This window comes from Glutamicibacter sp. 2E12 (assembly GCF_050030965.1).
GTDB lineage: Bacteria > Actinomycetota > Actinomycetes > Actinomycetales > Micrococcaceae > Glutamicibacter.
The window spans coordinates 711,728-725,734 of sequence record NZ_CP188297.1 but is presented as its reverse complement, the minus strand read 5'-3'; the positions used below and the strand labels follow the sequence as shown (position 1 = coordinate 725,734).

Annotated in this window: 6 protein-coding genes and 1 pseudogene; 5 read left to right on the top strand and 2 right to left on the bottom strand. The window is 55.4% G+C overall.

Annotated elements, in window-relative coordinates; translation table 11 throughout:
- The first annotated feature begins 2 nt into the window (after positions 1 to 2).
- From ACP3TE_RS03310 to ACP3TE_RS03295, 4 genes are all read left to right on the top strand, one after another.
- Positions 3 to 935, top strand: a complete 933-nt coding sequence (locus ACP3TE_RS03310; RefSeq protein ID WP_105657483.1) for a 4-(cytidine 5'-diphospho)-2-C-methyl-D-erythritol kinase — start codon at positions 3 to 5, stop codon at positions 933 to 935.
- Between the two features lie 154 nt (positions 936 to 1,089).
- Entirely contained in the window at positions 1,090 to 2,460 is a 1,371-nt protein-coding gene (locus tag ACP3TE_RS03305; RefSeq protein ID WP_426735280.1) for an NAD(P)/FAD-dependent oxidoreductase, read from the top strand.
- 31 nt (positions 2,461 to 2,491) lie between these two features.
- On the top strand, positions 2,492 to 2,671 hold the full coding sequence (locus ACP3TE_RS03300; protein ID WP_426735278.1) for a hypothetical protein: 180 nt from the start codon (positions 2,492 to 2,494) through the stop codon (positions 2,669 to 2,671).
- A 16-nt stretch (positions 2,672 to 2,687) separates the two neighbouring features.
- Entirely contained in the window at positions 2,688 to 3,188 is a 501-nt protein-coding gene (locus ACP3TE_RS03295) for a GNAT family N-acetyltransferase (protein ID WP_105657485.1), read from the top strand.
- On the opposite strand, the gene ACP3TE_RS03290 is transcribed toward ACP3TE_RS03295, so the two are convergent.
- Together ACP3TE_RS03290 and ACP3TE_RS03285 are read right to left on the bottom strand one after the other, a co-directional pair.
- Entirely contained in the window at positions 3,175 to 3,453 is a 279-nt protein-coding gene (locus tag ACP3TE_RS03290) for a putative quinol monooxygenase (protein WP_208294223.1), read from the bottom strand. The two genes, ACP3TE_RS03295 and ACP3TE_RS03290, sit on opposite strands and share 14 nt — an antisense overlap.
- 186 nt (positions 3,454 to 3,639) lie before the next feature.
- Positions 3,640 to 4,182 (bottom strand): annotated as a pseudogene (locus ACP3TE_RS03285) (LysR substrate-binding domain-containing protein); the annotation flags it as partial.
- A 1,508-nt stretch (positions 4,183 to 5,690) separates the two neighbouring features.
- Here ACP3TE_RS03285 and ACP3TE_RS03280 point away from each other — a divergent pair.
- Entirely contained in the window at positions 5,691 to 13,919 is an 8,229-nt protein-coding gene (locus ACP3TE_RS03280; protein WP_426735275.1) for an SdrD B-like domain-containing protein, read from the top strand.
- Positions 13,920 to 14,007: the final 88 nt, after the last annotated feature.

The window sequence follows — 14,007 nt, the reverse complement described above, 5'->3', positions numbered from 1 at the left end:
GCATGTCTAAGCAGCGTGTCATCGCGACCGCACCGGGCAAAATCAACTGCTACTTCAAGGTCGGTCCTCCTCGCGAAGACGGATACCACGAAGTGGCGAGCCTCTACGTTGCGGTTTCCCTGGCCGAGCAGATTGAAGCGACGCTGCGCACCGACGGGGAATTGCAGCTGAGCCTGGAACCGAATTCCCCTGTGGTCTCCGAACCGGAAAGCTTTCCGCTGGGTGCAGGCAATCTGGTGCACCAGGCAGCCCAGCTGCTTCGCGAGCACACGGGCTGCAGCCTTGGAGCGAACCTGCACATCACCAAGCGCGTCCCGATCGCCGGCGGAATGGGTGGAGGCTCTGCAGACGCGGCGGCCACCCTGGTAGCCTGCAACGAATTGTGGGGAACCGGGCTGGACCGGGAAGAACTCGGCCGCTTGGGCGCACGCCTCGGTGCTGACGTGCCTTTCGCCTTGATGGGCGGGGCCGCCATCGGCCTGGGCATCGGCGACAAGCTTGCCCCGTTGCTGACTCGTGCCAAGACCCATTGGGTGCTGATCCCGGCCAGCTTTGGCCTATCGACCCCGCGAGTCTATGGCATGCTCGATCGCTTGCGTTCCGGCACGGAGATCGAAGTCCCGCAGGAAATCGATCCAGCGGTCATCGAAGCGCTGATGGCTTCGGACGCGCCAGCGTTGGCCCAGGTACTGGCCAATGACCTGACCCAGGCTTCCTTGGCCCTTGCCCCGGAACTAGGCACCATGCGCGATATGGCAGAAGGCGCCGGTGCCCTGCGAGCCATGGTTTCCGGTTCGGGGCCGACCCTGGCTCTGCTGGTCGAAGATGCCGAGCATGCTGAAGAGGTCATGGCCCAGTTGGGCGATGAGGTGGGTGTCGCTACCATCCCGGTGACCGCTCCAGCGCCCGGAGCGCACATTACCGTTTCCGAATAATTTTTCCGGAAGTCCCTGTCTGGCCTTGGGCCGGGCAGGGATTTCCTGCATCATTTTCCGCCACCCCTCTTGTTGCGCCCTGGGCCCGGCCCTAGGCTGAGTCCCAAGGCAATTATTGAGAGCCATTCATTTTGGATCTGGGGCGGAATACAACATGCTCAATGGACGCGTCTCGCACTGGTGGGAAGACATCGGCCTGCCAGAGCCACGCCAGCAATTACACGGTCAGGGCACCGCAGATGTCGCCATCATCGGTGCCGGGTTCACCGGACTGTGGACCGCCTATTACCTGGCCAAGGCCAACCCGGATCTTCGCATCACGATCCTCGAAGCCCGGCACGTGGGCTACGGCGCCTCGGGGCGCAACGGGGGATGGCTGACCAATACCATCACCGCTGGGCGCGAACGCTACCTGAAATCCCACGGCAGGCAATCAGTCAATGACTTCCAGCTGGCCATGAACCGGACCGTCGCCGAGGTCATCGAGGTGTGCGCTGCCGAGGGGATCGATGCAGATATCCTGCAGGGCGGCGAACTCGAAGTTGCCTACACCCCGGCCCAGGAAAAGCGCTTGCGCGCCGATGCCATGGCCGACGCGCAATGGGAACACACGCACACCGAATTGCTGGAAGCCGAGGCAGCGCAAGGCAAGATCAACGTCGCCAATGCCCGGGCCGGGCTGTGGCATCCGCACGCGGCCAGAATCCATCCTGCAAAATTGGTACGCGGACTCGCCGAAGCCGTGGAGCGGCTCGGCGTACGGATCTATGAAAACACCCGCGCCACCACACTGCGCGCACGCCGCATCGAATTCGACGGTGGGTCATTGGACGCCGAGTACATCATCCGTGCCACCGAAGGGTTTACTGCCGGGCTAGCAGGACACAAGCGCTTGTGGCTCCCGATGAATTCGTCCTTGATTGCCACCGAACCGCTAGCTCCATCCATCTGGGACGAACTGGCATGGAACAACGGCGAGGTGCTGGGGGACTACGCCCACGTCTACATGTATGCCCAGCGCACCGCGGATAACCGCATTGCCATTGGAGGCCGGGGAGTGCCGTATAAATATGGTTCGCGCACGGATGCCGATGGCCAGACGCCGCAAAGCACCGTGGAGGGACTGCAGGAAATCCTGCACCGCATGTTCCCGCAGACCCGGAATTCGAGAATCGATCATGCCTGGTCCGGGGTACTGGGCGTGCCGCGGGACTGGGCCGCTACCGTCGGGCTGGACCCGGCGGCCGGACTGGGCTGGGCCGGCGGCTATGTCGGCACCGGGGTCGGCGCAGCGAACCTGGCCGGACGAACCTTGCGCGACTTGATCCTCGGGGAAAGCACTGAATTGGCCAATCTGCCGTGGGTCAATCACCAGGTGCGCAAATGGGAGCCGGAACCACTGCGCTGGCTGGCAACCAAGGGGCTCTATGCAGCCTATGGTGCCGCAGATCGAAGCGAACTGAAGGGGCGGGGGAGCTCCTCGCCGCTGGCCGTGCTGGCCGATAGAATCACCGGAAAGCCTTGAGCGCTGGCACACTGGGGCATAGGCTGTGGCCATGGGACTTGATAAACGTGGAATCTATGTGTGCGCATTAGCACTTGTGCCCATTATTTTTGGCGTCTTGATGATCACGCTGATGCAGGCCGGAATTCTTGGCTGGGCACTGCAAGCGGCCGGAATCTTCGTCATGGCCATCTCGGTGGGTGCTGCGCGTACGCCCAGGGCCCGTGCCTGAGGTGCGTGAGGAGCCCATGAGCGCCTGCAGCTTGTCGGCACGCGGCCAGAACTACCTCCTGCGCGAAGCACGGGCTACGGATCTTGAACAGATCATTGCCTTGATGGCAGATGATGAGATCCGTCGTGCAGAGCATGCGGACGCTGGGGACGCCGGGGAACAGTATCTGGAGGCTTTCAACGAGATTCACGCAGACCCAGCGCATACGCTGATCGTGGTGGAGGGCAATGACGGAGCCATTGCCGGCACGATGCAGCTGACCATGTTGCCGGGTCTTGCGCGCAGGGGAGCGAAGCGGATGCAGATCGAGGCAGTGCGCGTGGCCAGCGCATTGCGCGGCGGTGGCCTGGGAACGGAAATGATCCGCTGGGCCATTTCCGAAGCCGAAAGCAAGAGAATTCCGCTGGTCCAGCTGACAAGCGACGCGCAACGCCAGGACGCGCACCGCTTTTACGAGGGGCTAGGATTTACCGCGTCGCATGTGGGCTTCAAAATGCACCTGGCTATAAGCCCTTGATCTTGTAGATTCGTTGCAATCCGGAGGTCGTCTGGCCCCATTCGCTCTTCGCGGCCCGCTGCTGGTGGGCCTCGAAAGCGGCACTGTCTTCGAATTCCTCGTGCACCAGCCAGACCCAGGGATCGCCGGTTTGCGTGACAGAGAAAGAAATGCAGCCGTCTTCCGCCTTGGTGAGGCGTATATGCTCCGGCAGCAATTTCTCCACCAATTCAGCCTCAGCCGCGTCCGCGCACAGCAACCGGCCCTCCATGATCACAATTCCCATGTTCGCCAGTCTGCCACGATCTTGAGTGGATTGGGGAAAAATCACAGTATAAGGAGATGGCCCGGAAACCAGTATTTCCGGGAATTCTTTTTGGCCGACTTACGCAGGTGTGATTGTTAGCTTCGTTTGACGGTTAAGTCGTAACTTCGATTGGCGGCTTTCCAGCAACGAGGCGGATATGAACCACTAAAGTTCACCTCCTGGCGGATTGGCTGCGGCATAGCTTACGACGGCTTGAGCTGCGGCCTGGACGGCTGCTCGTGTTTGCCGTTGAGACACCAGCCACATCGTAATCTCGAGCGGGAGGCCAAGTATTGGCCGCCAACGCCAACCAGGCAACTGGCGTTGGGCTGTCATCTGGCTGACCAGCGCCACATCGGCATCTGCAACCTCCGCACTTGCCCTGGCGTGTTCAACGAACTGCGCAAACTGCCACTTTGGCTGCACGCCCGCCTCCAAGGCACTGCCGAGAATCCCCTCCTGTTGCGGCGTCGGCACCTGATCCCGCGAGTGGATAAGCACACGAACGCCGTCCAAGGAGGGCACAGTCAGCTCGGCCTCATGCATGAGCGCCGAACCAGGTCGTATGGCCAGGCCAAAGGCTTCCTGGCGTAGCTTCCACGAGGCGTATTCGTCAGGGGGTTGCTGATGGAGCATCGCCAAGTTTTGCCTGCCCTCACGAAGCATGCGTAATTGAACGGAGCTGTTGGCTTCGATCAAGGTCGGAGTGCAGGCTGGCGCAAGGGACGCACCGCCGAAGACGCAGCACGCCTGGTCGGGTGGAGCCGTGCCACGTTCTACCGTCATCTCGGTGATCCAGGGATAAACACGGGCACAGAGTAACTTTTCAATTCACAAATGCATGCAAGTATTCACATCGACCGAAATTCCATGTCAGCAAGGTCTCGCAACGGGCTTGTACGCACGACTAGATGTTGCTACTTGAAGCCCATGGTTGCGAGACTTTCGAAGCGTTGAATTTTCAGTGCTTTTGATGCGGGGGAGCGGTGTTCGAAGAGACGTCTTGCAACCTATTGGTTACAAGACATGTCGCCGAATGTATTTACCTTGTTTGTCTTCTTATTTAGGTAGCCCCCGGGTCTATGAAAAAAGCAACCGTTGCATCGAGGGGTTCACTTAGAATCAGCCCATTGCATTCGACGATCGAGTGGCCGATACAGTCGTCAGCAGTAAGGCGCTTTTAGAGGTGCCGGAAATTAAGAAACCCGCCGGATGCCGGCGAACAGCCTTTGTACGCGTACTTGGCCACGAGGGATTTACTAAATAACTGAGTCAGCAATAACTGTGTCAGCGGAAATGATCGACCTAGCACTCGTGAGTTAGAGATTTAGCGCTCATGGGTTAGAAAGGGTGAATTTTGGGGTGAATTTAACCCGTGAGCCGACGAAAGGTTATTTTCAGTTGGACACCCTTGAAGTACTTGCAGTTCTGTGAAGATGGTAGATAATTCACGAGCTCCAAATTGGGAAGAATCACATCACTTCTGACGCGTGATTATTTCACCTTCCCTTCGTGCTCCAGTGTCACGAAAAGTGAAATCCTCTGGCGCGAATGACTTCAATTGCTACTCACCGAGAGAGCTGTTCTAAATATAGCCATGTCAAAATCATTTTCCAACGCCAAATTTAGTAAGGTATGAAAATTTTCAAATCGAAACGCGTACTTGGCTCAGCATGAATGTATCTGAGAGAGAATAGCGATCTTCGATCATAAAATCCGTGGTTGCGAGCTTCTGGAAATCTAGCTCGTATGCATAACGCGCAAATTCGCATAGTAATCCTTCCCTGACCTCAGCTATTTCCAACCTGATAGTCCCATTTATCACCTTGCTAGACTCGCGATGTCCACAGTGGGGGAAGTCTGCGTTTAGGGAACCAGACGGGTGTTTACCACCCTGCTAAACAACGGTAATTGGGAATATGAAAATGCGAATAGAGCACGAATCTGGCGTATCAAAACGCTGGAAATCTATGCTTGCCTCGTTCCTTGCGATAACCGTCGGAATTGGAATGGCAGGTGTAGCGCCAGCAGTGGCCGCGCCTTCCTCCGATTCGTCTGTAGCAGATACAGCTGTCGCAAGCGCCGACTCGCAAGAAGGCGGACCGGAAGGTCAAGAAGCAAGTGATTCAAGAGCGGACAAAGAGTCCACAGCAGTCAATAATATTCAGGGCACAATAGCACCGCAAGTTGGTACTCGTGCCGCCGCCGGTGCTGGCATGTTCTTGGAAAAGAATCTGACCAGTAATGAAGTGATTCGTCCGGGCGATTTCGTCAACTACGAGATCAAGCTGGGCTGCTCCTCAAACACTGAACCGTGTAGCGATGCGTTTCTGATTGATGCCCTTCCTGAACCATTGGTGCTGGAAAGCATTAATTACAACGGGTTCGCGAAGGATATTACCGAAGAACCCTCGGAAGATGGCACTTCGGTAAAGCTGACTTTCAATGAAACCTCTGAGGACCGCCCCGGGAAAATCGGTATCAACGATGGCACCGACTACACGATAACCATCGTGGCAAAGTTCCCCGATAACGCGGACCCAAAATTCAACGGCCAGCAGCTGATTAACGAAGCAGAACTCACTTCTGACCTTGGATCCATCAAGGACCCAGCCGAAGCTGTTGTTCCGAACATTGATCTGGCTCCCAACGCCGAAATTACTAAGCAGTGGTCCGAAGATGTGCTGGAGCAAGGAGCTGATAAGAACATCAGCGCGACGCTCGGAGGAATCAAGAACACCTCAAAGGTGGGCGCAACTTCGCTGATCATCGAGGAGCCATCAGGCAATTCCGCTCCATTCGCTTCAGTTGAATTCACCGGATTCGGTGACATTGTCTACCCCGAGGGTGCCGATGAACTCGTCGTTTCCTACTTCGTGGGTGACGCGCCAGAACCTCAGGTTCTAGAAACCGCCAACCCTAACGCACCGCCTGTATTCCCGGAGAGCTTTGATCTAAAAACCATTACCGGGTTTAAATTCGTCTTCACCTCAACGAAATCAACCGACACCGAAGGCGGAATCATCGCCAACGGTACAACTGGATCGATTCCACTGAACACCGTCCTACGCGATGGTGCCGAAGCCGCTGTGGTCGCGAATGAAACCAACATCATCGCTGTACTCCCTAACGGCGAACAGAATGACCCTTTCACTGCTGAAGATAGCTTCGTGATTGAGTCGGCAAACTACACGGTAGATGCCACGAAGTCCTTCTCCCCGGAGTTGGTCGTTGCTGGTGATGCCGCAGAAATTGGTGAAGGGCGCAATGCTTCTACGGTGAAGCTTGGACTGACCAACACCTCAAATCGAAATCTCACTAATCTAACTTTGAAGGAACCCGCAACGGGTACTTCACCGTTCGGCGAAGGTATTGATTTCGACCAGTTCAACGGCGGCACCTGGCCAGCCGGAGCCACCGCGGGTGTGCTGACGGTTGACGGCATAGAATACCTACTTGAGAACAATGACGGAAAGATCTCCTTGCCTGACAATCTTCCTGCGGGTAGTGACGTCAAGGGCTTTGAAATCTCCTTCGACGGCACTTTCGCCCCTGGATCTGGATACGAGTTCGAATTCGGTGTTCTGGCAACCGCAGTTTCTCCCGACGGCTACAAGAACGTTGTTCTGGGCCAGGGCACTCCCTCTGGAAACCAAGATGTCGTCGAAGACGAAGCCGATGCGACCTTGCTGGTCCAGGAGCCAAAATTCGCGTTGATCGGTGGCAAGGGATTTACCCCTCACCGCATCGAAGGTATACCGGGCGACAAGACTACCGTTTGGCTAAACACCAAGGTTGATCAGAACAACACCAACATGGACGTCCGCGAGATCGTGCAGACCGACGACTTCTCATCAATGGCCCCCGCACTCAAGGCCAACAGCATCTCGGTGCCGGCTACCCAGGGGGCCACTAAGGTCGTTGTAAAATATAAGGATGCCAGCGGTGATTGGCATGACTTGGTCATCTCCGAAGACGGCAAGGCAATCGAAAACACCATCTTGCCCGAAGGTGCTACCGGAGTTCAGATTACCTACACTCGCGATTCAGGCTCGTTCCCGCACGACAAGGATGTGCAGGCATTAGTCAACTTCGAGGTCATTACGGAGCTATCCGATGAGTTGAAGACCGACAACGTCTTGGGTGTCAACAACGGTGACGATACCGAAGGGTCAGTCTGGGTCGACAAGAAGATTCAGCTGCAAAGTTCGAAGTCTTGGGACCCGAGCGTCATCGTTCAGAAACCTGTTTCCGAGGCGCCGACGAACAAGAACCCAACGAGCGCCTTGAGCCTATGGGCGAAGAACACTTCAACCTATGGTGTCGACAAGCTGTCGATCGTTGATTCGAAAGACGGCGAGGTTAATCCTTTTGACTACGTTGACATTACAGGTATCAGTGTGCGACTGTCTGACGAAGCACTCCAGGATCTAGCCCACCTGACTTTGAAGACCGCTGCTGGGGACCTGAACTTCACCGGTGCGGACGCTCTGACCCCAACGCTTTCAGACGGACGCAGCTGGGAAGAAGTCACAGCATTTGAATTCAGCCTCGCGAAGGACGGCGAAAAGCTGGTTCCACGCGACGCCGAGTTCTGGGTCTCTGTTGGCACCAAGCTGCGCGATGACCTTCGTGGCTCGGATCCGGCACAACCCATCGACGCAGCATTGGCCGAGCTTGACCGTATTGACGGCAAGCGCGGCTACGTTCTGCCTAACACGGCTGTAGCGACCGTTCAGCGCGGTGACGAATCGGCTGTCAAAGAACCACAGGCACCGCTGGAGATCATCACCGAAAACTCGGTGGATCTCAATGCAACTTTGACCAAGACGTTCAACCCCGAAGGCCCGATCGACTTCTTTACCAGCAACGGTAACCCCGCACCGGTAAACGTCACCTTGAACGTTAATAGCGGAACCCACAAGGCCGACTATGTTCAGATTGTTGATCAGGATCCAACATTCTGGAACACCTTCGACTTCGCCGGGTGGGATCCCGTCCCAAACAGCCGTGTCTACGATGTCACCATCGAGTACTTCACCGGTGCGGAGTATGTGTCGAAGGATGGAACGCTGGTCGCTGAAGGCGGCGACTGGACTACTACTGCGCCTGCTAATGATCAGGTTCAAGGCGTTCGAGTCACTGCTGAAGGTCGGAACTTTGAAGAACTTGTCAGCAATGACACGACCATCAAGTTCAATGTTCTGCCGCGGTACACCCTGCGCAGTGGTGAACTGATTGCACTCGAAGACGGTCAGAGTAATCCTGGCGAAACCCAGGCACTGGCAACCGAGAACACTGCTTCGGCAGAGGTCTCCCGTCTGGGCAAGGATCGTGACACCGACGACGCAACCGACGATCTGGTATTCAACCCGGGAAAGACCCATTCCGAGGTTTCTAAGATTTCGGATGCTCGCAACGGTCAGATCGCGCCGGGCCGTGAGTTGAACTACACGTTCACGGCCACCAACAACGGTACCGACGCGATCTTGAATCCTGTCATTACCGATATATTGCCAAGCGATGCTCAGGGTCCGAAGCTGATTCTTGATCCTGAATGGCAGTCGCTGACTACGTATTCTTTTGACAAGAAGTTCAACCAAGCGCCGGAAGGCAGCGCGGTTGATACCTCGAAGGTTGTTGCGGTTGAAGAAGGCAACTCTCTGAAGTTCAGCTTCCCCGAGGGAACCAAACTGTACCCGGGCGAATCGATCACCGTGAAGCTCCCAACCACGGTGCGTGGAGGGCTGAACGCGAAAGAAAAACTGGAGAACAAGGTCACCTTCAGCGGTGACAACTCCGAAGAGAGCAGCGATGACAATCTCGTTTCGATCATCGAAGGCCAAGCCTACTCATCACGTAAGCTCGTTCGCGAGGTTCTGACAGGTGGACAGACCGAGAAGACCGGCGTGTACAACGTCAACTCTAAGGTTGAAAACGCTGACACCTGCTACGAATTTGAAGGCGGATTCTATCGTTACCCATGCATCGTGGAGACCAAACCGGGCGGTATTGCCGAGTGGAACCTCAGCGTCACCAACACCGGTAACGTCAACGCGCAGCACATGGAAATTCTGGATATCTTCCCCTACATCGGTGACACCGGTGTAACGGGTTCCCAAGCCAGCACCCCGCGTGGTTCCCAGTGGATTCCAACCCTCTTGGACATCAAGCTGCCAGAAGTGCCTGCAGGAACCGACATGGTGCTCTCTTACCTGACCGGCGACCCTGCGCTGTGCAAGCCAACCGGCGCAAATATGCAGGATCCATGGGCTGGTTGCGACGGAAACTGGACCACCGAGCGTCCCGCTAATCCGAAGGAAATCAAGGGCATCAAACTTGTCCTGGATTCGTCCGAAGGGTTTGCGCCAGGCGAGAGAGTATCGCTGACCTTCACCACCGTTTCGGAAACTGAAATGCCCGAGGGCGCTTCGGACTTCGCGCCGGCGTGGAACTCCTTTGGTTACGCAGCCCAGGCTCAGGTAAATGGCCAAACCGATTACCGCAGCCAGGAGCCAATCAAGACTGGTATCACCTTCAAGCCTGAGGAGAAGGAGAAGGTCTCGGTCGGTGACTACGTCTGGATCGATGAAAATCGTGATGGTCTGCAGGATGAGGATGAGAAGGGCATCAAGGATGTCGTTCTGACCCTCGCCGGGCCGGATGGCAAGGAAGTTACCGATGTCTTCGGTAACCCAGTGCTGCCGACCATGACCGATGAGAACGGCCTTTACATCTTCGAGAACCTACCAGTCCTCGAAGACGGACAGTCCTACAAGGTGAGCATCGATCGCGAAGCGTCGAAGGAACCGTTGGCTCCTTACATTCCGACCATCGAGACAGATGATAGCCGTGAGAATGACTCCTCGACGTGGGAAGCAACCTCTACCGGTCTGACCGAAGACGGCCAGCATGATCCAACTTTGGACTTCGGATTTGTTACCCCGAAGGTCTCCGTTGGCGACTATGTCTGGATCGATGAAAACCGTGACGGAATCCAGGATGAAGATGAGAAGGGCATCAAGGATGTCGTTCTGAAACTCGCTGGACCTGACGGTGAACCAGTAGTTGATATCAACGGCAACCCCGTTGAAGCAACTATCACCGATGAGAATGGATTCTATGAATTCAAGGACCTGCCGGTACTCGAAGATGGACAGTCCTACAAGGTGACTATCGATCGGGAAGCTTCTAAGGAACCGTTGGCTCCTTACATTCCGACCATCGAGACTGACGACAGTCGTGAGAATGATTCGTCGACATGGGAAGCCATTTCACAGGGGCTGACTGAAGACGGGCAGCACGATCCAACCTTGGACTTCGGATTTGTTACCCCGAAGGTTTCCGTTGGTGACTATGTCTGGATCGATGAAAACCGTGACGGAATCCAGGATGAAGATGAGAAGGGCATCAAGGATGTCGTTCTGACCATCACCGGGCCGGATGGCAAGCCAGTAGTGGATGTCAACGGGAAGCCTGTTGGGCCAACCACCACCGACGAAAACGGCTACTACGTCTTTGACAACCTGCCGGTTCTCGAAGATGGACAGTCCTACACGGTGAGCATCGATCGTGAAGCGTCGAAGGAACCTTTGGCTCCTTACATTCCGACCATCGAGACTGACGACAGTCGTGAGAATGATTCGTCGACTTGGGAAGCCATTTCGGAGGGTTTGACTGAAAATGACGATCATGATCCAACGTTGGACTTCGGTTTCGTCACGATTCCGAAGGTTTCCGTTGGTGACTATGTCTGGATCGATGAAAACCGTGACGGAATCCAAGATGAGGATGAGAAGGGCATCAAGGATGTCGTTCTGAAGCTTGTTGGACCAGATGGTGAGCCAGTAGTGGATGTCAACGGTAACCCTGTTGAACCGACTACTACCGATGAGAATGGTTTCTACGAGTTCAAGGATCTTCCTGTACTTGAAGAGGGGCAGTCCTACAAGGTGATCATTGATCAGGACGCGTCGAAGGAACCATTGGCTCCTTACGTGCCAACCAAGGAAAACGGCGCCGATCGAGATAAAGATTCCTCGACTTGGGAAGCTGAGTCGGGTGACCTGACTGAAGACGGTCAGCGTGATCCAACCCTGGACTTCGGGTTCATTGCTCCGAAGGTCTCCGTTGGTGACTACGTCTGGGTCGATGAAAACCGTGACGGAATCCAAGATGAGGATGAGAAGGGCATCAAGGATGTCGTTCTGAAGCTTGTTGGACCAGATGGTGAGCCAGTAGTGGATGTCAACGGTAACCCTGTTGAACCGACCACTACCGATGAGAATGGTTTCTACGAGTTCAAGGATCTTCCTGTACTCGAAGAGGGGCAGTCCTACACGGTGAGCATTGATCGAGAAGCGTCTAAGGAACCGTTGGCTCCTTACGTGCCAACGATTGAGACCGATGGTAGCCGTGAGAATGATTCGTCGACTTGGGAAGCCATTTCGGAGGGTTTGACTGAAGATGGCGAGCATGATCCAACGTTGGACTTCGGTTTTGTTATTGCTCCAGAGGAACCACGGGTCTCCGTTGGTGACTACGTTTGGGTTGATGAGAACAACGACGGACTACAGGATGAGGATGAAAAGGGCATCAAGGATGTTGTTCTGGCTCTTGTTGGTCCAGATGGCAAACCTGTAGTGGATGTCAACGGTAATCCTGTTGAACCGACTACTACCGATGAGAACGGTTTCTACGAGTTCAAGGACCTCCCTGTACTCGAAGAAGGTAAGTCCTATACGGTGAGCATCGACCGAGAAGCATCTAAGGAAGCTTTGGCTCCTTATGTGCCAACTGTTGAGACGGAAGATAGCCGTGAGAATGATTCATCGACTTGGGAAGCCAAGTCGGAGGGTCTGACCGAAGATGGTCAGCACGATCCAACCTTGGACTTCGGTTTTGTACTGAAGCCTGAGCCGGTCAAGACTTATGCCGTGGGCGACTATGTCTGGGTTGATAAGAACAATGATGGGTTGCAAGGCGATTCTGAAGTTCTTGATGGCGTCAAGGTAATTCTGCTTGACGGTAACGGTGAGGAAGTTTCCTCGACGACTACCGATAAGAATGGCCGCTATATCTTTGATGAGCTGCTGGCCGGCGATTACCAGGTCAAGTTCGAGCTGACTGCCGAGCAGGCTGAGAAGTATGAATTTACTTCGCAGGATGCTGGGGAAGATGATGCGAATGACTCGGATGCTGATCCGAAGTCTGGCCTGACTATCAAGTTCACCTTGGATGACGAGAATTCTTCGTTGACCAAGGATTACGCCGATCAGGAGTTCAAGGCTACTGAGGGTATCGACCCAACGTGGGATGCCGGTGTGGTTCTGAAACCAGAACCAGAGCCGACTGAACCAACTGTTGAGCCGACGGAACCGACGGAACCTACGACTCCGACGGAACCTACGACTCCGACGGAACCTACGACTCCGACGGAACCGACGGAACCTACGACTCCGACGGAACCTACCGTGGAACCGACGGAACCTACGACTCCGACGGAACCGACGGAACCTACGACTCCGACGGAACCTACGACTCCGACGGAACCGACGGAACCTACGACTCCGACGGAACCGACGGAACCTACGACTCCGACGGAACCTATCGTGGAGCCGACTGAGCCGACTGAGGAACCTTCGGTTTCCTTGGGCGATTATGTATGGGTCGATAAGAACCGCGACGGAATTCAGGATAAGGACGAAGACCCAATTGAGGGTGTCGTGCTGAAACTGATCGGCCCGGACGGCAAGGAAGTTGTTGATGTCAACGGGAACCCAGTCGGTCCGGTAACCACTGACGAGAATGGCTACTACAACTTCAAGGATCTTCCGCTCTTGAAGGATGGAGAGTCTTACACGGTGGTCATTGATCGGGAGGAATCCGCTGATGCTTTGGATGGCTACCTGCCAACCAAGGAAAATGGTACCGACCGGGATAAGGACTCTTCGACTTGGGAAGCTAAGTCTGAAGGTCTGACCGAAGATGGGGATCACGACGGGACTCTCGACTTCGGCTTCTATCTAGACGAAGATCCTGAACCGACTCCGACGGATCCAACTGAGCCGACTCCGACGGATCCAACTGAGCCGAGCCCGACGGATCCAACTGAGCCGAGCCCGACGGATCCAACTGAGCCGAGCCCGACGGATCCAACTGAGCCGAGCCCGACGGATCCAACCGAGGAACCTGCAGAAGATTCAACCGAGTCGCCAGAGAAGAGCAAGGATCCTTCACAGGATCCAACCTCTGCTGAGAAGTCTGATCAGCCTTCAGGCTCGGACTCTGTGGATGGTTCCGAGGAACCGCAGCAGACGCAGAAGCCAAAAGACGATGGACTGGCTAGCACCGGTTTCACTGCCTTGTGGCTACTGGCGCTTGGTTTGGTCTTGACGGCGGCTGGTTTAGTTTTGGCTCGACGCACTCGCGGACGTCACAGCTAGTCAGCTCTTGAAGTAATACAAAAAGCAATGCCCGGATTTCCCATTTAGGAGATCCGGGCATTGCCCTATTCCTAGCAATATTTCTCGA